Source organism: Streptomyces sp. W1SF4, from assembly GCF_003950035.1.
In the GTDB taxonomy this organism is placed as follows: domain Bacteria; phylum Actinomycetota; class Actinomycetes; order Streptomycetales; family Streptomycetaceae; genus Streptomyces; species Streptomyces racemochromogenes.
In genome coordinates this window covers 5,500,412-5,522,294 of sequence record NZ_CP034350.1, presented here as the reverse complement: position 1 = coordinate 5,522,294, position 21,883 = coordinate 5,500,412, and the positions used below count along the sequence as shown (strand labels likewise).

The following is a 21,883-nucleotide window of genomic DNA, read 5'->3' as shown; positions in this document are numbered from 1 at the left end:
TCCAACTCCCTACGGGGTTTCTACTGCGGTTGTGCCTTCTTGCGGCGGTTGCCGGCCCACTGGCCGGCGAGGACCACCAGCACCGCGATGGCGAACATCGCCGTGCCGATGACGTTGATCTGGACGGGCGTACCGCGCTGGGCCGATCCCCACACGAACATGGGGAAGGTGACGGTGTTGCCCGAGTTGAAGTTGGTGATGATGAAGTCGTCGAAGGAGAGCGCGAAGGACAGCAGCGCGCCCGCCGCGATACCGGGGGCCGCGATCGGCAGGGTGACCCTGAGGAAGGTCTGCACCGGTCCGGCGTAGAGGTCGCGGGCGGCCTCCTCCAGGCGCGGGTCCATGGACAGGACGCGTGCCTTGACGGCGGCGACGACGAAGCTGAGGCAGAACATCACGTGGGCGATGAGGATCGTCCAGAAGCCCAGCTGGATGCCCATGTTGAGGAAGAGGGCGAGCAGCGAGGCCGCCATCACGATCTCGGGCATGGCCATCGGCAGGAAGATCAGCGAGTTCACCGCGCCGCGCGCCCGGAACCGGTACCGGACCAGCGCGAAGGCGATGGCGGTGCCGAGGACCGTGGCGCCGATGGTGGCCCACAGGGCGATCTGGAGGGACAGGGCGAGGGAGCCGCACAGGTCGGCGACCCCACAGGGGTCCTTCCAGGCGTCGAGGGAGAACTCCTGCCAGGCGTAGTTGAACCGCCCGGTGGGGTTGTTGAACGAGAACACCGTCACGACGACGTTCGGCAGCATCAGGTACGCGAGCGTGGTGAGGCCCGCGATGACCACGAGATTGCGGCGGAGCCAACGCATCAGACCAGGTCCTCCGTCCCCGCTCGGCGGATGTAGATGGTGACCATGATCAGCACGATGGCCATGAGGATGAAGGACAGCGCGGCCGCTGTCGGGTAGTCGAGGATCCGCAGGTACTGCGACTGGATGACGTTGCCGATCATCCGGGTGTCCGTGGAGCCGAGCAGTTCGGCGTTGACGTAGTCGCCGCTCGCCGGGATGAAGGTGAGCAGGGTCCCGGAGACCACGCCCGGCATCGAGAGCGGGAAGGTCACCTTGCGGAACACGGTGGCGGGGGTGGCGTAGAGGTCGCCGGCGGCCTCGTGGAGGCGGGTGTCGATGCGCTCCAGCGAGGTGTAGAGCGGCAGGATCATGAAGGGGAGGAAGTTGTACGTCAGGCCGCAGACCACGGCGAGCGGCGTGGCCAGGACGCGGTCCCCCTCGGTCATCCCGAGCCAGCTGGTGACGTCGAGGAAGCCGACGGCGTCGAGGGCGCCGACCACCGGGCCGCCGTCGGCCAGGATCGTCTTCCAGGCCAGCGTGCGGATGAGGAAGCTGGTGAAGAAGGGGGCGATGACGAGGACCAGCAGCAGGTTGCGCCAGCGGCCCGCCTTGAAGGCGATCAGGTAGGCCAGCGGGTAGCCGAGCAGCAGGCACAGCGCGGTCGCGGTGCCCGCGTAGAGCAGGGAGCGCAGGAACTGCGGGAAGTACTCGGTCAGGGCGTCCCAGTAGGTCTGGAAGTGCCAGGTGACCTCGAAGCCCTCTTCGAGCGATCCGGTCTGCACCGAGGTGGAGGCCTGGTAGACCATCGGCAGCACGAAGAAGACGAGCAGCCAGACGATCCCGGGGAGCAGCAGCCAGTACGGGACCAGGCGCTTCTTCAGGGACGCCTTGTGCACCGGGGGCTCGGCGGGGGCGGTGGCCTCGGGGGGCGCGGCGGTGGCGGTCACGCGCTCTCCTCGGCCGTCTCGACGCCGGCCGAGCCCGTCGTCCCCGCGAGCACGGACTGGGCGGCGTCCAGGCCGAAGGTGTGTTCCGGGTTCCAGTGCAGGACCACGTCGGCGCCGGGGACGAGGCGGGCGTCGCGCTCGATGTTCTGGACGTACACCTCCAGCTCAGGGCAGACCGGGCTGTCGATGACGAACTGCGTGGAGACGCCGATGAAGGAGGAGTCGGCGATCTTCCCGGTGATCTTGTTGCGGCCGGCCGCGACGGTGTCCTCGTCGGCCGCCGGGACCAGGGAGATCTTCTCCGGCCGCACGCCGACGAGGAGCTTTCCGCCCGCGCGGGGCGTGGTCGAACATCGGGCGGTGGGCAGCCGCAGGGTGGTGCCGGAGGCGGAGACGATCACGTCGGAGCCGGTGGACTCGACGGAGGCCTCGATGAGGTTCGAGGTGCCGAGGAAGTTGGCGACGAAGGTGGTGCGCGGGTTCTCGTACAGCTCGGCGGGGGCACCCAGCTGCTCGACGCGGCCGCCGTTCATCACCGCGACCGTGTCGGCCATGGTCATGGCCTCCTCCTGGTCGTGCGTGACGTGCACGAAGGTGATGCCCACCTCGGTCTGGATGCGCTTGAGCTCCAGCTGCATCTGGCGGCGCAGCTTGAGGTCGAGGGCGCCGAGCGGCTCGTCGAGCAGCAGTACCTGGGGGTGGTTGATGAGGGCGCGGGCGACGGCCACGCGCTGCTGCTGGCCGCCGGAGAGCTGGTGGGGCTTCTTGCGGGCGTGCTCGCCGAGCTGCACCAGGTCGATCATCTCGTCGACCTGCTTCTTGACGGACTTGATGCCGCGGCGGCGCAGGCCGAAGGCTATGTTCTCGAAGATGTCCATGTGCGGGAACAGCGCGTAGCTCTGGAAGACGGTGTTCACCGGGCGCTTGTACGGCGGGAGGTGGGTGACCTCGCGGTCGCCGAGGCTGACCCTGCCGGTGGAGGGCTCCTCCAGGCCGGCGATCATGCGCAGGGTGGTGGTCTTCCCGCAGCCCGAGGCGCCGAGCAGGGCGAAGAAGGAGCCCTGGGGGATGGTGAGGTCCAGCGGCTGCACGGCGGTGAAGGAGCCGTAGTGCTTGCTGATCCCGGCGAGGCGGACGTCGCCGCTCGCGGTCTTGTCGGTCATGGGCCTGGGCCTTCGGTGGTGTGTCGTGGAAGGGGACGGGGCGCGGGTGGGGGATGCCGGCGGGTGCGGTCCGGTCAGGCGCCGATGAGCTTGGCGAACTTCTCCTCGTACGCCGTCTCTTCCTCGCTGGTGAGGGAGCGGAAGGCGTGGGCCTTGGCGGCCATCTCCTTGTCCGGCACGATCAGCGGGTTGTCCGCGAGGGCCGGGTCGATCTTGGCGAGCTCTTCCTTCACGCCGTCGACGGGGCAGACGTAGCTGATGAACGCGGCGAGCCGGGCCGCGACCTCGGGCTCGTAGTAGTAGTCGATGAGCTTCTCGGCGTTGGCCTTGTGCCGGGCCCTGGCGGGGACGAGCAGGTTGTCGCTGGAGGTGATGTATCCGGCGGCCGGGATCGCGTACTTGATGTCCGGGTTGCCGGCCTGGAGCTGGATGACGTCGCCCGCCCAGGCGAGACAGGCCGCCAGGTCGCCCTTGTCGAGGTCGGCGGTGTAGTCGTTGCCGGTGAAGCGGCGGATCTGCTTGGTGTCCACGCCCTTCTGGAGCCGGCCGATCGCCGCGTCGTAGTCCGCGGTGGTGAAGGCCGCCGGGTTCTTGCCCTGGTCGAGGAGGGTCATGCCGACGGAGTCGCGCATCTCGGTGAGGAAGCCGACGCGGCCCTTGAGGGAGGGGTCGTCGAGGAGCTGCGTGACGGAGTCGACCTTCTTGCCGCCGGTGGCCTTGGAGTTGTAGGCGATGACGGTGTCGATGCCGGTCCACGGGTAGCTGTGGGCGCGGCCCGGGTCCCAGTCGGGGTTGCGGAACTGCGGGATCAGGTTGGCGTAGGCGTGCGGGAGGTGGGAGGGGTCGAGCTTCTGCGCCCACCCGAGGCGGATGATGCGGGCGGCGAGCCAGTCGGTGACGACGATCAGGTCGCGGCCGGTCTCCTGGCCGGCGGCGAGCTGCGGGCGTATCTTGCCGAAGAACTCGACGTTGTCGTTGATGTCCTCGGTGTACTTGACCTGGATCCCGGTCCGCTTGGTGAACTCCTCCAGCGTGGGACGGCTCTTCTCGTCGTCGCCGGTGTCCATGTACTCGGTCCAGTTGGAGAAGTCGATCTCCTTCTCCTGGTCCGAGTGGTCGTCGGAGGCCACGGCCCCGCCCTCGCGCTTGGCGGGCGGGATGCCGCAGGCGGTGAGGGCGGAGAGACCGCCCAGGGTGAGCGCCCCGACTCCGGAGGCGCGCAGCAGCGAGCGGCGGGTGAGGGCGCCGCGCCCGCTGGTGAGGCTGCGCCGCATCGCTGCGGTCTGCGCCGCCGAGAGGCGGTCGGGCTCGAACTGCTCCATGCGCGTTGCCCTTTCGGGAGGGATGGCCGCTGGTCAGGCGGCCGGTTCTTATCGGTCCCCGAAGATCGTGCGGTGCCAGTCCTTCGCGGCCACCGCAGTATTGTCGAACATCACGTGCTTGACCTGTGTGTACTCCTCGAACGAGTAGGCGCTCATGTCCTTGCCGAAGCCGCTCGCCTTGTATCCGCCGTGCGGCATCTCGCTGATGATCGGGATGTGGTCGTTGACCCAGACGCAGCCCGCCTTGAGTTCGCGGGTGGCGCGGTTCGCCCGGTAGAGGTCGCGGGTCCAGGCGGAGGCCGCGAGCCCGTACGGGGTGTCGTTGGCCAGGGCCAGGCCCTCGTCGTCGGTGTCGAAGGGCAGCACGACCAGGACCGGGCCGAAGATCTCGGACTGGACGATCTCGCTGTCCTGCGCGGCGCCGGAGATCAGGGTGGGCCGGTAGTAGGCGCCCTCGGCGAGACCGCTCTCCTCCTCCCGGGCGCCGGGGATCTCGCCGCCGGTGACGACGGTGGCGTACGAGCGGGCGCGCTCGACGAACGCGGCGACCCGGTCGCGCTGGGCGTGCGAGACGAGCGGGCCGAGGTCGGTGGCGGGCGCGAAGGGGTCGCCCAGGCGGACGGTCTCCATCAGCTCCGCGACCCGGGCGGTGAACGCGTCGTGCAGCGGGCGCTGCACGTAGGCGCGGGTGGCGGCGGTGCAGTCCTGGCCGGTGTTGATGAGCGAGGCGGCGACCGCGCCGTGGGCGGCGGCCTCGACGTCGGCGTCGTCGAAGACGACGAAGGGCGCCTTGCCGCCGAGCTCCAGGTGGAGCCGCTTGACGGTGGCGGTCGCGATCTCGGCGACCCGCTTGCCGACGGCGGTGGAGCCGGTGAAGGAGGTCATGACCACGTCGGGGTGACCGACGAGGTGCTCCCCGGCGTCCCGTCCGGCGCCCGTGACGATGTTGACCACGCCGTCCGGGATGCCCGCCTCCTTGGCCGCCTGGGCGAACATCAGGGAGGTCAGCGGGGTGAGCTCGGCGGGCTTGAGGACGATCGTGTTGCCCGCGGCGATGGCCGGGAGGATCTTCCAGGCGGCCATCTGGAGGGGGTAGTTCCAGGGTGCGATGGAGCCGACGACGCCGATCGCCTCGCGGCGCACGTAGGAGGTGTGGTCCCCCGAGTACTCGCCGGCCGCCTGGCCCTGGAGGTGGCGGGCCGCGCCGGCGAAGAACGCGGTGTTGTCGATGGTCCCCGGCACGTCGAACTCGGTCGACAGCTTGAGGGGCTTGCCGCACTGGAGGGACTCGGCGTACGCGAAGTCCGCGGCCTGCTCGGCCAGTACGGCGGCCAGCCGGTGCAGGGCGTCCGAACGCTCACCCGGAGTGGCGGCCGACCAGCCGGGGAAGGCCCGCTTGGCGGCGGCCACGGCCTCGTCCACGTCCGCCGTTCCGGCCAGCTCGTAGGTGAGCACCTCCTCGCCGGTGGCGGGGTCGACGACGGTGTGCGACCGGCCCGAGGTGCCCGGCCGGAGCCGGCCGTCGATGTACTGCGCGCCGTCTGCGAAGCGGTCCTTGACCTGGAAGCGGTTACCCATCGCTCTCACGCTCTCCGTAGCTACAGCTCGAATTGAGTGCCGATCCTGGCAGAGGCGTTCTCCCCCGCCAAGGGATTCCGTTGTTGCCTTTTGATTACGCGACGGAATCGGTCGACCATATGTCGAGGCAACCCCGAAATCCCGTACGAAGTGTCCGTGGTGACTGCGACACTCGCGTGCATGGAGATGATCGACACGTTGATCGAGCAGGTCAGCCGGGGTGAGCGGGTGAAGTACCTGCCCTTCTGGGGACACCGGCCGCTGCCCGACGGAAGACTCGGACCGAGCTGCCTCAGCCAGTGGTGGCCCTCCCCCTTCACTGTGGGTGACGTCCGCTACGCCACCGCGGAGCACTGGATGATGGCCGGAAAAGCACGCCTGTTCGGGGACGCCGAGGCCGAGCGCGCCGCCCTGGAGCCCGGGAGTCCGGCGGCGGCCAAGAAGGCCGGGCGGCTGGTGCGCCGGTTCGACGAGGAGGTCTGGCGGCGGGAGCGGTTCGCGCTGGTCGTCGAGGGCAGCGTGCACAAGTTCGGCTCCGATCCGGCGCTGCGCTCCTACCTGCTGGGCACGGGGTCGCGGGTGCTGGTCGAGGCGAGCCCCGTGGACCGGATCTGGGGCATCGGGCTGGCCGCGGACGACGAGCGCGCGCTGCGGCCGGACCGGTGGCGCGGCCTGAACCTGCTGGGCTTCGCCCTGATGGAGGCCCGGGAGCGGCTGCGCGGGGAGGCCGAGTGACGGAGCGGCGCCGGGTGGCGGCCGTCATCGTGCGCGGCGGCGGCGTCCTGATGGTGGGCGAGCGGCACCGGGGGCCGTCCGGCCGCCACGACGGGGCGGAGTACTGGACGCTGCCGGGCGACGGGGTGGAGCCCGGGGAGGACCTGGAGGCGGCGGTCCGTCGGGAGGTGGCCGAGGAGACGGGGCTGACCCCCCTGGAGGTGCGGTACGCGTACGAGGCGCCGTACCCCTCCGGGTGGACCACCTGCTTCCGGGTGGAGGTCGCGCCCGGCGAGCCGGTGCTGGGGGTGGACGGGGACCTGGACTGCGCGTGCCCCCGGAGGGTGGGGCTGACCTGGGTCCCGGTCCCCCGCACGGAACCGGACGGGCCCTGGATGGTCCCCACCCTCCTGTCGGCCGCCCCGCTCTGAGCACCCCGACGGGGGCGGGGGGTCGCTCAGGCCCGCTCGCGCGGGCCGTCGACCTGGGACACGGAGGACGGGGAGTCCGAGCCGCCGTCCGGGTCGGCGAAGTCGGGGGCGAGGAAGATGAGCAGGGTCATGCCTATGCCCAGCACCAGGCCGACCGCGCCGAGGATGATGCCGGCCAGGGCCACCCCGCCGTTGGTGGCCTCGCCCCGGGCGGCCTTGCCCCGGCCCAGCGCCCCGAAGACGACGGCGGCGATGCCGAGGGCGATGGCCCCGAACAGGGTGGCGCAGGCCAACACCGACAGGATGCCGAGCACGAGGGCGGTGACCCCGAAGCCGTTGCTCGCGGGCGGCGTCGCGTACGGGTACGGGTACCCCGGCTGGCCGGGGTAGCCGGGATAGCCGGGGTAGCCGGGATAGCCGGCCTGGCCCGGGTAACCGGCAGGGCCGGGCTGGCCGGGGTACCCGGGCTGCCCCGGGGCTCCGGGCGGGCCGGGATAGGCGTACGCGCCGGGAGCGGGCTGCGCGGGGTACCCGTACGCGGACCCGGGGGCCGGGGGCTGCGGGTACGGCGCGGCGGCCGGCGGGCCCGGCTGCTGCGGCGGCGGGTAACCGGACGGCGCGGGCGCGGGGGGCACGCCGGGCAGGCCCACCATCGTCGGCTGCTCGTGCACCGGCGGGGCCGGCTGGGCGCCCTGCGGCTTCGCCTGGTCCGGCGCCTGCCGCTCGGGCGGCGCCCACGGATCCCTCGGCTCAGGGCTGTGGTCGGTCATGCGGCGCCCCCCTTCTCTCGTACGGCCATGCTAAGCGCTGCCACCGACACGGCCGGGGCCTGCCTACGATGAGGCCGACCCGCCCGCACCCGTGTCCTCCCGGAGGCCCCCATGCCCGACCTGCACCCCTTCATCGCGGGGCTGCCCAAGGCCGAACTGCACGTCCACCACGTCGGCTCGGCGTCCCCCCGCATCGTGGCCGAACTGGCCTCCCGCCACCCCGACTCGAAGGTCCCCACCGACCCCGACGCGCTGGCCGACTACTTCACCTTCACCGACTTCGCCCACTTCATCGAGGTCTACCTGTCGGTCGTCGACCTGGTGCGCACCCCGGACGACGTGCGCACCCTCACCTTCGAAGTCGCCCGCGACATGGCCCGGCAGAACATCCGCTACGCCGAACTGACCATCACCCCCTACTCCTCCACCCGCCGCGGCATCGACGAGAACGCCTTCATGGAGGCCATCGAGGACGCCCGCAAGGACGCCGAGACCGAGCTGGGCGTCATCCTGCGCTGGTGCTTCGACATCCCCGGCGAGGCCGGCCTGGAGGCCGCCGCCGAGACCGCGCGGCTCGCCGTCGACCTGCGCCCCGAGGGCCTGGTCTCCTTCGGCCTCGGCGGTCCCGAGATCGGCGTGCCGCGCCCGCAGTTCAAGCCGTACTTCGACGCCGCCCGCGCCGCCGGCCTGCACAGCGTCCCGCACGCCGGCGAGACCACCGGCCCGGAGACCGTCTGGGACGCCGTCCGCGAGCTGGGCGCCGAACGCATCGGCCACGGCACCAGCTCCACCCAGGACCCGGAACTGCTGAAGTACCTCGCGGAGCACCGGATCGCGCTGGAGGTCTGCCCGACCTCCAACATCGCCACCCGCGCGGTGACCGACCTCGACCGGCACCCCGTCAAGGAGATGGTCGCGGCGGGCGTGCTCGTCACCATCAACAGCGACGACCCGCCGATGTTCGGCACCGACCTCAACAACGAATACGCGGTCGCCGCCCGGCTCCTCGACCTCGACGAGCGGGGCCTGGCCCAGCTCGCCAAGAACGCCGTCGAGGCCTCCTTCCTGGACGAGGCCGGCAAGGCGCGGCTCACGGCCGAGATCGACGCGTACACCGCCGAATGGCTCGCGCGCTGACTCCCCTTGATCGCCGGCGCCCCCGAGAATGGGTGCATGAGCGATCTGACTGCCGTCGGCCACCGCGGCGATCCCTACCGGTTCCGTGAGAACACCCTCGCCTCCGTCCGCTCCGCCTTCGCGCGCGGAGCGGACGCGGTGGAGATCGACGTACGGCTGACCCGCGACGGGGTGCCGGTCCTGCTCCACGACGAGACGCTGGAGCGGCTGTGGGGGTACGACGTACGGCTCGACGCCGTCACCGCCCCGCAGTTGAAGGAGCTGACCGAGGGCCGGGTCCCGAGCCTGCGCGAAGCCCTGATGGAGGCCGGGGCCGGCCGGCTGATGATCGACCTGCCCGGCGCCTCCTACGAGGCCGTGAAGACCGTCGTCGACCTGGTGCGCGAGTGCGGGGCGCGCGACCGCGCCTACTACTGCGCCGGGCCGAACACCATGCTCGCGGTCCGCGCCGCCGACCCGGGCGCGGAGATCTCCCTGACCTGGACCACCCTCTCGCCGCCGCGCCGGGTGCTGATCGACGCGGTCAGGCCGCGCTGGCTCAACTACCGCTTCGGGCTGGTCAGCCGGGAGCTGACGGACGCCCTGCACCGGGACGGGCTGCTGGTGTCGGCCTGGACGCCGGACACCAGGCGGTCGATGCGCGCCGTCGTCCGGGCCGGGGTGGACTCCGTCACCACCAACAGGCTGGACGCGCTGGCCGCCGTGCGGGCCGGGCTGGGGCGGTGACGCGGGGGCCGGCCGAACGCCTGCGCGCGCTGGTCCTGCGGGCCGATCCGCGCTGGCGGGACGTGGGGCTGACGCTGCTGGTGCAGGTGGCGACGACCATCCCCTTCGTGGTGCCCCGCGACCCGGCGTACCCGCCGGCCACCTGGACGGCGTACCTGGTGACGACCCTGGGCAACGCGCCGCTGGTGTGGCGGCGCCGGGCGCCGGTGGCGGCGCTGCTCGGGGTGGTGGCGGCCGGTTCGGCCTACCAGCTGGCCCTGGACGGGCCGGGGCAGCCGCTGCCGTACGCCGCGCTGATCTGCGTCTACTCGATCGCGCTCCTGGGGGCGTCGCGGGTGCGGCTGGCCGTCGGAACGGCCCTGGCCGTGTTGATCCCCGTGTCCGTGGCGCTCAACAGCGGCACGGCCAGGGAGCTGTTGTTCGCGCTGTTCGTGTTCGGGGCGGCGTTCGCCCTCGGCCGGCTGCAGGCCACGCGGCAGGCGTACACGGCGGCCGTGGAGGACCGGGCGGAGCAGCTGGAGCGCGCGAACCGGATCGAGGCGGAGCAGGCGGCGGCGCGTGAACGGGCCCGCATCGCGCGGGAGATGCACGACATCCTCTCGCACGCCGTCAGCATCATGATCGTGCAGGCGGAGGCCGGTCCGGTGGCGGTGCGCCGGGCTCCGGAGCGTGCGGAGGCGGCCTTCGAGGCGATCGCCGAGACGGGCCGCGACGCGATGGCGCAGCTGCGGACGATGCTGGGGGTGCTGCGGGCGGAGGAGGCGGCGGCGCCGCGTGCCCCGCAGCCGGGGATCGGGGCGCTGCCGGCGCTGGTGGAGCGGGTGCGGGCGAGCGGGCTCGCGGTGTCGTACGAGCGGACGGGCGAGGTGCGCGAGCTGCCGGCGGCGCTGGAGGCGACGGTGCACCGGGTGGTGCAGGAGGCGCTGACCAACGTGGTGAAGCACGCGGGGGCCTCGGCGGTGGACGTGCGCCTGGAGTACGGGCCCCGGGAGCTCGCGGTGCGGGTCACGGACGACGGGCGCGGACCCGGGCGGGCAGCGGCCGGCCGCGTTCCGGGCGGGCACGGGCTGATCGGGATCCGGGAGCGGGCGGCGGCGCACGGCGGGACGGCGTGGACCGGGCCGGGTGCGGACGGCCGCGGGTTCACGGTGCTTGTAACCTCGCCGCTGGAGGTGGGGAATTGACGATCCGTGTGGTGGTGGCCGACGACCAGGAGCTCGTGCGCAGCGGCTTCGCGATGATCCTGGACGCGCAGGAGGACATCGAGGTCGTGGCGGAGGTCGGGGACGGGGCGGCGGCCGTCGAGGCGGTCGGGCGGCTGGCCCCGGACGTGGCGCTGCTGGACATCCGGATGCCCGTGCTGGACGGGATCGAGGCCTGTCGGGCGATCTCGGCGCGGAGCGCGTGCCGGACGGTGATGCTGACGACCTTCGACTCGGACGAGTACGTGTACGAGGCGCTGCACGCGGGAGCGAGCGGGTTCCTGCTGAAGGACGTGCGGCGGGACGACCTGGTGCACGCGGTGCGGGTGGTGGCGGCGGGCGAGTCGCTGCTGGCGCCCTCGGTGGCGCGGCGGCTGATCGAGGAGTACACGGCGGCGACGGCGGCCCGGCCGGCCGTGCCGGACCCGTCGGCGGCGCAGCGGCTGGGGGTGCTGACGGCCCGGGAGCGGGAGACGCTGCTGCACCTGGGGCGGGGGTTGTCGAACGCGGAGATCGCGGCGGCGCTGGTGGTGAGCGAGCACACGGTGAAGTCGCACGTGGGGAACGTGCTGTCGAAGCTGGGGCTGCGGGACCGGATCCAGGCGGTGATCTGTGCGTACGAGACGGGCCTGATCGCGGCGGGCTCGGCGGTGACGGGCTCGGCGGGTCCATCTGGGGTTTCTCCCTCTGGAGGGTGAGGGGCGGCGTGCCGGCTCCCCCGCGCCGGTGAGTTGTCGTACCGCTGAAGACCCCTCTTGTTGGTGATCCGCAACCACCCCTGTGACCTGGAGCATTGAGGTCATCGGGGGGCAGCGGGCCCGCCGGCTCACACACGGGGGAACCGTCATGAAGGCACGTACGCGCACGCTCATCGCCGCCGCCCTGGTCCTGGGGGTGGCCGCCGGTCCGGTGGCGGCCGCCGAGGCCGCTCCGGTGCCGGCGCCCGTCTCGGCGGGGGTCTCCGCGCCCGTCTTCTCCACGCCGCCGAACGCGGCGGCGCTGGCGAAGGCGATCGCGGGCGTCGGTGCGGGGAACAAGGACGCGACCGCCGCGCTGGTCCGGGTGGGCGGTACGAGCGGCGCCTGGCGCGGCAGCGCGGGTGTCGCGGACGTCCGCAGCGGGCGCGCGGCGCTGGAGGAGGCCCGCTTCCGGGCCGGTTCGGTGACGAAGGCCTTCACCGCGGCGGTGGTGCTCCAGCTGGCGGCCGAGGGGAAGGTGGACCTGGACCGGCCGGTGCAGGACTACCTGCCGGGGCTGCTGCCGGGCTTCGAGCCGGTGAAGGTGCGGCAGCTGCTGAACTACACGAGCGGTCTGCGGTCCGCCGACGGTCCGGGGGACACCTTCGCGGACGAGTACGCCCACCGCTTCGACGTGGTCGATCCGCACGCGCTGATCGCCGACGCGGTCGCGAAGGGTCCGGAGTTCAGGCCGGGCGAGAAGCAGCGTTACAGCAACATCCACTACACCGTGCTGGGCGTGCTGATCGAGAAGGTGACGGGGACGGCGTACGAGAGGGCCGTCGGGGACCGGGTCCTCAAGCCGCTCGGCCTGCGCCACACCTCGTTCCCGTCGCGCACCCAGAACCGCATACCGGGCCCGTACAACCACGGCTACCAGGCGGTGGCGGCGGCCGACGGGAGCCGCTCGCTGGTGGACGTGTCGGAGTGGAACTCCTCGTCCAACTGGGCCGCGGGGGACTTGATGTCGACCACGGCGGACCTGGAGCGCTTCACGGTGGCGCTGTTCGCCGGCAGGGTCGTCCCGAGGGCGCAGCTGGAGGAGATGTTCACGGTGCCCGACGTCCCGGACGCCGCGAGCGAGACCGGCGCGCACGCGGTACAGACGGCGGGCCTGAAGGAGTTCGTGCTGCCGGACGGCACGAAGCTGTACGGCAAGACGGGCTCGCGGCACGGCTACAGCACGGTCATCGGCGGCACCCGCGACCTGTCCCGCACCCTGGTCTACTCGGTCAACTCCACCGACGCCAAGGGGCGGGACATGAACCCGGTGGCCTACGGCATCATCGGCGCGGCCTTCGCCAGGTAGCCGGCGCCCTCCGCCGCCTCGAGCGCCTCCAGCCGCTTGATCAGGCGGCGCAGCGCGATCAGCGGGAGGATGCCGAAGACCCCGAAGGCCATGATCACAGTCCGACGATGGCGTTCCAGCGCTTGGCGAGGGCGGGGCGTTCGGCGGAGGAGATGTCCCGGGCCACGGCGAGGCGGCGGCGCATGGCGTCGTCGGGGAAGATCAGCGGGTTCTCCGCCAGTCGGGCCGTCTCCCGGTCCGGCGAGGCGGCCAGTACCTCGCGGGCGGCGGGCACCGGGCAGACGTAGTTGACCGCGGCCGCGAGCTCCGCTGCCACCACCGGGTCGTAGTAGTGGTCGACGAGGGCCTCCGCGTTGGCCTTGTGCCGGGCGAGGTTGGGGACGAGCAGGCTTTCGGCCCACAGTTCGCCGCCCTCCTCGGGGACCACGAACTCGATGTCGGGGTTGTCGGCCCGGAGCTGGATGGCGTCACCCGAGTAGGCCTGGCAGGCGAGGACGTCGCCCTTGCCGAGGTCGGAGGTGTAGTCGTTGCCGGTGAAGCGGCGGATGTGCTTCCTGCGGACCATGTCCTCGACCTGGTCGCACATCCGGTGGAAGTCGGATGCGGTCCAGCGGGTGACGTCGGTGCCGTTGCCCTGCATCAGCAGGGAGAAGGACTCGTCCAGGCCCGAGAAGAGGGTCACCTTGCCCGCCAGGTCGGGGTGCCAGAGGTCCTTGACGGACTTGATCTCCCGGCCCAGGGCCCTGCGGTTGTAGGCGATGCCGGTGATCCCCGACTGCCAGGGGACGGTGTGCAGCCGGCCCTCGTCGAAGGCGGGCGAGCGCAGCTGCGGGTCGAGGTGCCTGGCGACGTTGGACTGCGCCGAGCGGTCCATCTTCTGGGCCCATCCCAGGTGGACGAAGCGGGCGGCCATCCAGTCGCTGACCACGACGAGGTCGTGGCCGGTCGCCTGGTGGTTCATCAGGGCCGGGCTGACCTTGCCGAAGAACTCGTCGTTGTCGTTGATCTCCTCGGTGTAGCGGACCTGGATGCCGGTCTTGCGGGTGAAGGCCTCCAGGGTCGGACGGCTCTCCTCGTCCTCGTCGTCGGTGTCGATGTAGAGCGGCCAGTTGGAGAAGGCGAGAGCACGGTCGCGGTCCGAGAGGTCCGGGGCCCGCCGCCGGTCCTCCGGGACGTACGCGGCGGGCACGCCGCAGCCGGCGAGGGCGGCGAGCAGGCCCGCGGCACCGAGGCCGCGCAGCGCCGCGCGACGGGAGGGGAGTTCAGGCATGGCCAAAGCCTCGGACAACGCGAAGGGGCGGGCAATAGACAAGATGTCTACTGCCCGCCCCGTCAGGGCTCTTCGGTGATCAGTGCGCCGCCGCCCGGGCGGCGGCCGCGGATCAGGCGTCGAGCGAGGTCATCACGTGCTTGATGCGGGTGTAGTCCTCGAAGCCGTAGGCGGAGAGGTCCTTGCCGTAGCCGGACTTCTTGAAGCCGCCGTGCGGCATCTCGGCGACGAGCGGGATGTGGGTGTTGATCCACACGCAGCCGAAGTCGAGGTTCTTGGACATGCGCATCGCGCGGGCGTGGTCCTTGGTCCACACGGAGGACGCGAGGGCGAACTCGACGCCGTTCGCGAACTCCAGGGCCTGGGCCTCGTCGGTGAAGGACTGGACGGTGATGACGGGGCCGAAGACCTCGTTCTGGATGATCTCGTCGTCCTGCTTCAGGCCGGAGACGACGGTCGGGGCGTAGAAGTAGCCCTTCTCGCCGACCCGGTGGCCGCCGGCCTCGACCTTGGCGTGGGCCGGGAGGCGGTCGACGAAGCCCGCGACCTGCGCCAGCTGGTTCGGGTTGTTCAGCGGGCCGTAGAGCACGTCCTCGTCGTCCGGCTGACCGGTCTTGGTGTCCGCGGCGGCCTTGGCCAGCGCGGCCACGAACTCGTCGTGGATCGACTCGTGCACGAGCACCCGGGTGGCGGCCGTACAGTCCTGGCCGGCGTTGAAGTAGCCGGCGACCGCGATGTCCTCGACGGCCTTGGCCAGGTCGGCGTCCTGGAAGACCACGACGGGGGCCTTGCCGCCGAGCTCCAGGTGGACGCGCTTGACGTCCTTGGAGGCGCTCTCGGCGACCTGCATGCCCGCGCGCACCGAGCCGGTGATGGAGGCCATCGCCGGGGTGGAGTGCTCGACCATGGCCTTGCCGGTCTCGCGGTCGCCGCAGACGACGTTGAAGACGCCCTTGGGCAGGATCGAGTCGATGATCTCCGCCATCAGGACGGTGGAGGCCGGGGTGGTGTCCGAGGGCTTGAGGACGACGGTGTTGCCCGCGGCGATCGCCGGGGCGAACTTCCACACGGCCATCATCATCGGGTAGTTCCACGGCGCCACCTGGGCGCAGACGCCGACCGGCTCGCGGCGGATGATCGAGGTCATCCCGTCCATGTACTCGCCGGCCGAGCGACCCTCCAGCAGGCGCGCGGCGCCCGCGAAGAAGCGGATCTGGTCCACCATCGGCGGGAGCTCCTCGCTGGCCGTCAGGCCCAGCGGCTTGCCGGTGTTCTCCGACTCGGCGGCGACGAGCTCGTCGGCGCGCGCCTCGAAGGCGTCCGCGATCTTCAGCAGGGCCTTCTGGCGCTCCGAGGGCGTGGTGTCACGCCAGCCCGGGAAGGCCGCCGCGGCGGCGGCCATGGCGGCGTCGACGTCGGCCTGGCCCGAGAGCGGGGCGGTGGCGTACACCTCGCCGGTCGCGGGGTTGACCACGTCGGTGGTCCGCCCGTCGGCGGCGTCCTTGAACTCCCCGCCGATGTAGTTGCGCAGACGACGCAGTTCGGTGGTCACTACAGCCACTCTCCTGATCACATGTCCAATGATTGAGACGACCTGCCAAGCCTAGCTCCTCCGGTGACGCTTTCGACAGAGCCGGACCTGACCAACTACGAAATCCGTGAAATCAGAGACCCCTCACAACGGATTTCATCGATTACGGGTTGCGGAACGGACGACTCCTCGTGCACAGTGAGGTCGTGGTCAGTCGAAGCGCAGATTCCAGGAACAGACAACCGTCCCCTTCGGTCGATGCTGTGTCCCTGGCGATCATCGAGCAACTGCAAGAGGACGGTCGCCGTCCGTATGCATCGATCGGCAAGGCCGTGGGCCTGTCCGAAGCGGCGGTGCGCCAGCGCGTGCAGAAGCTGCTCGACCAGGGCGTCATGCAGATCGTCGCCGTCACCGACCCGCTCACCGTGGGGCTGCGGCGCCAGGCGATGGTCGGCATCAACGTCGAGGGAGACCTCGACCCGGTGGCGGACGCACTGACCGCCATGGCCGAGTGCGAATACGTCGTGATGACCGCGGGGTCGTTCGACCTGATGGTGGAGATCGTCTGCGAGGACGACGACCACCTGCTCGAAACGATCAACAAGAAGATCCGCACGCTCCCCGGCGTGCGATCAACCGAAAGCTTCGTTTACCTGAAGCTGAAGAAGCAGACCTACATGTGGGGAACTCGATAGCCCGTGAGCCAGGACCTCTCCAAAACCGCGTACGACCACCTGTGGATGCACTTCACCCGCATGTCGTCGTACGAGAACGCGCCCGTCCCCACCATCGTGCGGGGTGAGGGCACCTACATCTTCGACGACAAGGGCAAGCGCTACCTGGACGGTCTCGCCGGACTGTTCGTGGTCAACGCCGGTCACGGCCGCAAGGAGCTGGCCGAGGTCGCCTACAAGCAGGCCCAGGAGCTCGCGTTCTTCCCCGTGTGGTCGTACGCGCACCCCAAGGCGGTCGAGCTCGCCGAGCGCCTCGCCGACTACGCCCCGGGCGACCTGAACAAGGTCTTCTTCACCACCGGTGGCGGCGAGGCCGTCGAGACCGCCTGGAAGCTCGCCAAGCAGTACTTCAAGCTGCAGGGCAAGCACACCAAGTACAAGGTCATCTCGCGTGCGGTCGCCTACCACGGCACCCCGCAGGGCGCCCTGTCCATCACCGGTCTGCCGGCCCTGAAGGCCCCCTTCGAGCCGCTGGTCCCCGGCGCGCACAAGGTGCCCAACACCAACATCTACCGCGCCCCGATCCACGGCGACGACCCCGAGGCCTTCGGCCGCTGGGCCGCCGACCAGATCGAGCAGCAGATCCTCTTCGAGGGCCCCGACACCGTCGCGGCCGTCTTCCTGGAGCCCGTGCAGAACGCCGGCGGCTGCTTCCCGCCCCCGCCCGGGTACTTCCAGCGGGTCCGCGAGATCTGCGACACCTACGACGTGCTGCTCGTCTCCGACGAGACCATCTGCGCGTTCGGCCGCCTCGGCACGATGTTCGCCTGTGACAAGTTCGGCTACGTGCCGGACATGATCACCTGCGCCAAGGGCATGACCTCGGGCTACTCCCCGATCGGTGCCTGCATCGTCTCGGACCGCATCGCGGAGCCCTTCTACAAGGGCGACAACACCTTCCTGCACGGCTACACCTTCGGCGGACACCCGGTGTCCTCCGCCGTGGCCATCGCCAACCTCGACATCTTCGACAAGGAAGGCCTGAACCAGCACGTGCTGGACCAGGAGGGCAACTTCTTCAACACCCTGAAGAAGCTGCACGACCTCCCGATCGTCGGCGACGTCCGCGGCAACGGCTTCTTCTACGGCATCGAGCTCGTCAAGGACAAGGTCACCAAGGAGTCCTTCACGGACGAGGAGACCGAGCGCGTGCTCTACGGCTTCCTCTCCAAGGCGCTCTTCGACAACGGCCTGTACTGCCGCGCCGACGACCGTGGCGACCCGGTCATCCAGCTGGCCCCGCCGCTGATCGCCGACCAGGGCACCTTCGACGAGATCGAAGGCATCCTGCGCTCGGTGCTCACCGAGGCGTGGACCAAGCTGTAACCGGCCCGGGGACGCACTAGCCCGAACACACGGCCCGGATCCTCCGTTCGAGTAGAACGCGGGGGTCCGGGCCGTGTGCTGTCCGCTTTCACGACGTTCATCTCCTTACATCTCCTTGCGGTGCCAGTGACCGAAAGGGCTCCGCTTCGTTCCCCCGGACGGAGGTGTACGTCATGGTGGCTCCCCCGGACACGGCCCGGCCCGACCAGGCCCCACCGCAGGACGACCTGCTCTGGGCCCGGTCCCTGCACTACTCCCACGGAGGTACCCCCGGCCTGATCGGGGTCTGCGCCGGAGTCCGCCAGGGCGAGATCCTCGCCGTGACCGGCCCGCGCGGCTGCGGGAAGAGCACCCTGCTGCGCTGTCTGGCCGGGCAGCTGCTGCCCGAGCAGGGCGAGGTGTGGTTCAACAGCGTCCCCGTCCACACCCTGGGCACCGCCGCCCGCGAACGCCTGCGCCGCGACCGGTTCGCGTGGATCGGCCCCGACCCGCAGCTGCTGCCCGAACTCAAGGTCTGGGAGAACGCCGCCCTGCCCCTGCTGATCGGCGGCGCCCCGCACCGCGCCGCACGCCGGGCCGCCCTCGAATGGCTGGAGCGCCTCGACCTCGACCGCTTCGCCGGCAAGCGCCCCGGCGCCCTCAACCGTGCCGAGGCCCAGCGGGTCGCCCTGGTCCGCGCCCTGGTCGCGGAGCCGGCGGTGCTCTTCGCCGACGAGCCGACCGCGCCGCTGCACCGCGCCGAACGCGCACTGCTGCTGCGCACCCTGACCACGGCCGCCCGCTCCCACGGCATCACGGTCCTGCTGGCCACCCACGACGAGGAGGCCGCGTCCTGTGCCGACCGCGCGCTGGCCCTGCTCGACGGCCGGCCGGCCGGAGCCGCGGCCGCCGCCTCTGCCCTCACCACGGAGGACCAGTCCGCGTGCTCGCTCTCCGCCTAGTCCGCGGCTCCCGCCCCCTGGTCCAGCTGCGCCGGCTGCTGGTCGCGGCCGCCTCCGCAGGCAGCGGGTTCCTCCTGCTGTACGTCCTCGCGGACGCGACCGTCCGGCCCGCCGGATCGTTCCCCCGCCTGCTGTGGGCGCTGGTCCCGCTCGCCGCCACCGCCCAGTTCGCGGTGGCCGTCGCCCGCACCGACCCCGCGACCCGGCCCCGCGACGGACTGGACGCCGCCGGGCTGGGCCCCGTACGGCTCACCCTGGTCGCAGCCGTCTCCACCGCCGTCGCGTGCGCCCTCGGCAGCGCCCTCGCCCTGGCCGCCTTCCTCCACCTGAGGGGCGATCTGGCGGGACTGCCCTTCGACGGAGCCGGCGCCCGGCAGCTGCACGCCGACCGGCCGCTGCCGGTGGCCGCCGCTCTCACCCTGCTGGCCCTGGTCCCGCTGACCGCCACCGCGGCCACCGCCCTCGCCCTGCGCCCCCGCCCGCCGCACGCCGGGATGACCCCGCAGACCGGCGTGCCCTGGGGGGTGGCGCTGGCCGCCTGCGGGCTCGCCGCACTGGCGTACGCGCGGCCCGGCGGAGCCGGCGTACCGGCCGGCTGCGCGCTGATCGCGGTCGGGCTGGCCCTCGCCGGTCCGGGACTGGCCTACGCCTGCGGGACCCTGGTGCAGGCCGTCCGGCCGGGGCTGCTGCGGCTGCTGGCCGGGCGCGGCCTCCAGGAGGAGGCGCCCCGGCTGGGACGGCCCCTCGGGGTGCTCACCGCCGTCGGCGCGGCCGCCCTCACCGCCTTCTCCCCGCACGCCCCGGGCGGCCCCCTGACCCCGCTCGGGCCGCTGACCGGCCCCGCCGCGGCCCTCGTCGCCCTGTGCGCGGCCGGGACCCTGCTCACCTCGGCCGTCGAGTCCCGGCAGGCCCGCTCCGCCTCCCGGGAGGCGCTGGCCGGTCTCGGCACCCCGGGCACGGTGCTGCGTACGGCCGCGGCCCTGCGGGCGGCCGCGCTGCTCGCGGCCTCGGCGGGGCTCGGCTGGGGTGTGGCGCAGCTGACGTCGCTGGCCCTGACCCGCTGAGCCGGCCGGCCCTTAGGGTGGGCCGAATGGTCAACGCAGACATCGAGATCGAAACGCTCGCCGAGTTCGACCGGGTCGTCGCCCGCGGGTCCCTGAGCGGCTACCGGATCCAGTCGGTCAACCTCCTGGAGCGGACCTTCGCCCTGCTGTCCGCGGACACCTCCGCGGCCGTGTTCCTGGGCTGCGCGATGGAGCCCGACGCCTCGGCGAAGGTCCGCGCGGACGGGGCGCTCGTCTTCCCGCCGATACCGGACCTGCCGTTCGACCCGTACCGGGGTCTGCTGTACACGGCCGAAGAGCTGTTCACCGGTCTGGCCGAAGGCTACGAAGCCACCCCGGACGCCCGGGCGTACGCCTGGTTCCAGGAGACCAGGTCCGACGGCGACGTCTTCTCCTCGATGCTCCGCTCCCTCCACGACGACGCCATCTCCGACGCGCTCGACGAACACCTCGCGGGCGCCCGCGTGATCGGCGTCATGGGCGGCCACGCCATGGCCCGCGGCGGTACGGACTACCGCGGCGCGGCGGAGCTGGGCCGGACGCTGGCCCGGTCCGGGCTGACGGTCGCCACCGGCGGCGGCCCCGGCGCGATGGAAGCCGCCAACCTGGGCGCCTACCTGGCGCCCGCGCCGGACGGGGCCCTGCCCGAAGCGCTGGAGCTGCTGGCGAAGGTGCCCTCCTTCAGCCCCTCCGTCTCCGACTGGGCGCGCGCGGCCTTCGCCGTACGGGAGCGCTGGCCCCGGGGCGGGGACTCGGTCGGGATCCCCACCTGGTTCTACGGCCACGAGCCGCCGAACGCCTTCGCGGGGCAGATCGCCAAGTACTTCGCCAACGCCACCCGCGAGGACGGGCTGCTGGCCCGGTCCACCGCGGGCGTGGTGTTCCTGCCGGGCGCCGCGGGCACCGTGCAGGAGGTCTTCGACAACGCCACCCCGAACTACTACGAGTCGCGGTCCGAGCCGACCCCGATGGTGCTGGTCGACCGCGCCCACTGGACCGAGCGGCTGCCGGTCTGGCCGCTGCTGCGGGCGCTGGCGTCGGGCCGGCCCATGGAGTCGCGGATCGCGCTGGTGGACTCGGTGGACGAGGTCCCGGACGCGCTCGCAGCCATGGCCTGAGCCCCACCCAGGGCAAAGGGCCGGTCAAAGAAATCCCAGGCGGAGGCAACTTCGCGGCCCGTTATGACGTCTGGCAGAGGTACCGCCCTACCTGCCAGACGTTGAACGGAGCCTCCTGTGCTCATAGGCCTGCTGACCGCTGTCGCGGCGTCCATCTGCTACGGGACGGGCTCTGTCCTGCAAGCCGTGGGCTCGCGCCGCGCCGCCCGGATGTCGCCGGCCGCCGCCGGCGTGACCGCCCACGGCGGACCGAACCTGACCTCCACCGCCAAGGCCGCGATGACCTGGGAGTTCATCGTCGGCACCATCCTGGACTTCGTGGGCTTCGCACTGGGCGCGCTGGCGGCCCGCATGCTGCCCCTGTTCCTCTCCCAGACGGTCATCAGCGCCAACCTGGTGATCACCGCCGTCCTCAGCGTGAAGATGCTGGGCATCCGGCTGACCCGCAAGGAATGGACCTCGATCGGTGTCGTCTGCGCGGCGCTGGTGCTGCTGGCGACCGCCGCCGGCCACGAGGGCGACCACCACGCCCCGATGTCCACGCACTGGTGGCTGCTGGCCGTGACCCTGCTGATCATCGTCGGCGGCACCGTGGCCGTACGCTTCCTCGGCGCCCGGGCCGCGATCCTGGCGGGCCTGCTGTCCGGTCTGGCCTTCGGCGCCCTCGGCGTCGGCGTGCGCATCCTCGACGGCGTGGACCCCTTCGACCCGTTCACCCTCGCCACCGACCCGGCGCTGTACGCCATCCTGATCGCCGGCATCGGCGGCATGTACCTGCACACGGTGGCCCTCCAGATCGGCTCGGTCAACGGCGCCACCGCCGCCCTGGTCGTCGGCGAGACGGTCCTCCCGGGCGCGATCGGCGTCCTGTGGCTCGGCGACGCCTCCCGTCCGGGTCTGGCCTGGCTCGCGGTGACCGGCTTCGTGCTGGCCGTCGCCGGCGCCGTCGCGGTGGCCTGGTACGGCAACCACGACGGGGCCGAGGACCCCGCCGGGGAACCCGTTCCGGCACCGGTGTCCTGACCCTCCCGGCCCGGCCCCCGCGGCCGGGCCGGGATTCACTCCC

22 protein-coding genes are annotated in these 21,883 nt (G+C 71.8%); 13 read left to right on the top strand and 9 right to left on the bottom strand.

Going from position 1 to position 21,883, the window contains the following annotated elements; genetic code table 11:
• Positions 1-20 precede the first annotated feature (20 nt).
• From D1J60_RS26045 to D1J60_RS26025, 5 genes are all read right to left on the bottom strand, one after another.
• Positions 21-815 (bottom strand): ABC transporter permease, encoded by a 795-nt coding sequence (locus D1J60_RS26045; protein ID WP_125822723.1) that lies wholly within the window; start codon positions 813-815, stop codon positions 21-23.
• Entirely contained in the window at positions 815-1,744 is a 930-nt protein-coding gene (locus D1J60_RS26040; protein WP_125822722.1) for an ABC transporter permease, read from the bottom strand. Before D1J60_RS26040 ends, D1J60_RS26045 begins: the two co-directional genes overlap by 1 nt.
• Positions 1,741-2,907, bottom strand: coding sequence for an ABC transporter ATP-binding protein (locus D1J60_RS26035; protein ID WP_125822721.1), 1,167 nt, complete (start codon positions 2,905-2,907; stop codon positions 1,741-1,743). The genes D1J60_RS26040 and D1J60_RS26035 overlap by 4 nt, the downstream gene beginning before the upstream one ends.
• Positions 2,908-2,981: 74 nt before the next feature.
• Positions 2,982-4,229 carry a spermidine/putrescine ABC transporter substrate-binding protein gene (locus D1J60_RS26030; RefSeq protein WP_125822720.1) on the bottom strand — a complete coding sequence of 416 codons (1,248 nt, stop codon included), beginning with the start codon at positions 4,227-4,229 and terminating at the stop codon, positions 2,982-2,984.
• 48 nt (positions 4,230-4,277) lie between these two features.
• On the bottom strand, positions 4,278-5,807 hold the full coding sequence (locus D1J60_RS26025) for a gamma-aminobutyraldehyde dehydrogenase (protein ID WP_125822719.1): 1,530 nt from the start codon (positions 5,805-5,807) through the stop codon (positions 4,278-4,280).
• A gap of 180 nt (positions 5,808-5,987) precedes the next feature.
• Between D1J60_RS26025 and D1J60_RS26020 the strand changes: the two genes are divergently transcribed.
• Together D1J60_RS26020 and D1J60_RS26015 are read left to right on the top strand one after the other, a co-directional pair.
• Entirely contained in the window at positions 5,988-6,542 is a 555-nt protein-coding gene (locus tag D1J60_RS26020; RefSeq protein ID WP_125822718.1) for an NADAR family protein, read from the top strand.
• Entirely contained in the window at positions 6,539-6,952 is a 414-nt protein-coding gene (locus D1J60_RS26015) for an NUDIX domain-containing protein (protein WP_241253398.1), read from the top strand. Before D1J60_RS26020 ends, D1J60_RS26015 begins: the two co-directional genes overlap by 4 nt.
• Positions 6,953-6,978: 26 nt before the next feature.
• On the opposite strand, the gene D1J60_RS37435 is transcribed toward D1J60_RS26015, so the two are convergent.
• Positions 6,979-7,722, bottom strand: a complete 744-nt coding sequence (locus D1J60_RS37435) for a DUF4190 domain-containing protein (protein WP_164720973.1) — start codon at positions 7,720-7,722, stop codon at positions 6,979-6,981.
• A gap of 111 nt (positions 7,723-7,833) precedes the next feature.
• Between D1J60_RS37435 and D1J60_RS26000 the strand changes: the two genes are divergently transcribed.
• The 5 genes from D1J60_RS26000 to D1J60_RS25980 all read left to right on the top strand — a co-directional run bounded on the left by D1J60_RS26000 (position 7,834) and on the right by D1J60_RS25980 (position 12,833).
• Positions 7,834-8,859, top strand: coding sequence for an adenosine deaminase (locus D1J60_RS26000; protein WP_125598242.1), 1,026 nt, complete (start codon positions 7,834-7,836; stop codon positions 8,857-8,859).
• A gap of 36 nt (positions 8,860-8,895) precedes the next feature.
• Positions 8,896-9,585 (top strand): glycerophosphodiester phosphodiesterase, encoded by a 690-nt coding sequence (locus D1J60_RS25995; protein WP_125598245.1) that lies wholly within the window; start codon positions 8,896-8,898, stop codon positions 9,583-9,585.
• Positions 9,582-10,769: a histidine kinase gene (locus tag D1J60_RS25990; RefSeq protein WP_206436570.1), complete on the top strand. Its 1,188-nt coding sequence runs from the start codon at positions 9,582-9,584 to the stop codon at positions 10,767-10,769. Before D1J60_RS25995 ends, D1J60_RS25990 begins: the two co-directional genes overlap by 4 nt.
• Positions 10,766-11,485, top strand: coding sequence for a response regulator transcription factor (locus D1J60_RS25985; protein WP_125822716.1), 720 nt, complete (start codon positions 10,766-10,768; stop codon positions 11,483-11,485). Before D1J60_RS25990 ends, D1J60_RS25985 begins: the two co-directional genes overlap by 4 nt.
• A 148-nt stretch (positions 11,486-11,633) precedes the next feature.
• Positions 11,634-12,833, top strand: coding sequence for a serine hydrolase domain-containing protein (locus D1J60_RS25980; RefSeq protein WP_164720972.1), 1,200 nt, complete (start codon positions 11,634-11,636; stop codon positions 12,831-12,833).
• On the opposite strand, the gene D1J60_RS38715 is transcribed toward D1J60_RS25980, so the two are convergent.
• The 3 genes from D1J60_RS38715 to D1J60_RS25970 all read right to left on the bottom strand — a co-directional run bounded on the left by D1J60_RS38715 (position 12,800) and on the right by D1J60_RS25970 (position 15,655).
• Positions 12,800-12,931, bottom strand: coding sequence for a hypothetical protein (locus D1J60_RS38715; RefSeq protein WP_277607514.1), 132 nt, complete (start codon positions 12,929-12,931; stop codon positions 12,800-12,802). The genes D1J60_RS25980 and D1J60_RS38715 overlap by 34 nt on opposite strands.
• Positions 12,928-14,103 (bottom strand): spermidine/putrescine ABC transporter substrate-binding protein, encoded by a 1,176-nt coding sequence (locus tag D1J60_RS25975; RefSeq protein WP_125822715.1) that lies wholly within the window; start codon positions 14,101-14,103, stop codon positions 12,928-12,930. The genes D1J60_RS38715 and D1J60_RS25975 overlap by 4 nt, the downstream gene beginning before the upstream one ends.
• A 112-nt stretch (positions 14,104-14,215) precedes the next feature.
• Positions 14,216-15,655 (bottom strand): gamma-aminobutyraldehyde dehydrogenase, encoded by a 1,440-nt coding sequence (locus D1J60_RS25970; protein ID WP_125598257.1) that lies wholly within the window; start codon positions 15,653-15,655, stop codon positions 14,216-14,218.
• A gap of 170 nt (positions 15,656-15,825) precedes the next feature.
• Between D1J60_RS25970 and D1J60_RS25965 the strand changes: the two genes are divergently transcribed.
• The 6 genes from D1J60_RS25965 to D1J60_RS25940 all read left to right on the top strand — a co-directional run bounded on the left by D1J60_RS25965 (position 15,826) and on the right by D1J60_RS25940 (position 21,840).
• Positions 15,826-16,329, top strand: a complete 504-nt coding sequence (locus D1J60_RS25965) for an Lrp/AsnC family transcriptional regulator (protein WP_007266859.1) — start codon at positions 15,826-15,828, stop codon at positions 16,327-16,329.
• A gap of 3 nt (positions 16,330-16,332) precedes the next feature.
• Positions 16,333-17,694, top strand: a complete 1,362-nt coding sequence (locus D1J60_RS25960; RefSeq protein ID WP_007266858.1) for an aspartate aminotransferase family protein — start codon at positions 16,333-16,335, stop codon at positions 17,692-17,694.
• A 173-nt stretch (positions 17,695-17,867) separates the two neighbouring features.
• Complete coding sequence (locus D1J60_RS25955) at positions 17,868-18,635, top strand: ATP-binding cassette domain-containing protein (protein ID WP_125822714.1); 768 nt, start codon at positions 17,868-17,870, stop codon at positions 18,633-18,635.
• Complete coding sequence (locus D1J60_RS25950; protein ID WP_125822713.1) at positions 18,617-19,699, top strand: hypothetical protein; 1,083 nt, start codon at positions 18,617-18,619, stop codon at positions 19,697-19,699. The genes D1J60_RS25955 and D1J60_RS25950 overlap by 19 nt, the downstream gene beginning before the upstream one ends.
• Positions 19,700-19,725: 26 nt before the next feature.
• Positions 19,726-20,817, top strand: a complete 1,092-nt coding sequence (locus tag D1J60_RS25945; RefSeq protein ID WP_125822712.1) for an LOG family protein — start codon at positions 19,726-19,728, stop codon at positions 20,815-20,817.
• Positions 20,818-20,934: 117 nt separating this feature from the next.
• Positions 20,935-21,840 carry a hypothetical protein gene (locus D1J60_RS25940; protein ID WP_125599107.1) on the top strand — a complete coding sequence of 302 codons (906 nt, stop codon included), beginning with the start codon at positions 20,935-20,937 and terminating at the stop codon, positions 21,838-21,840.
• Positions 21,841-21,883: the final 43 nt, after the last annotated feature.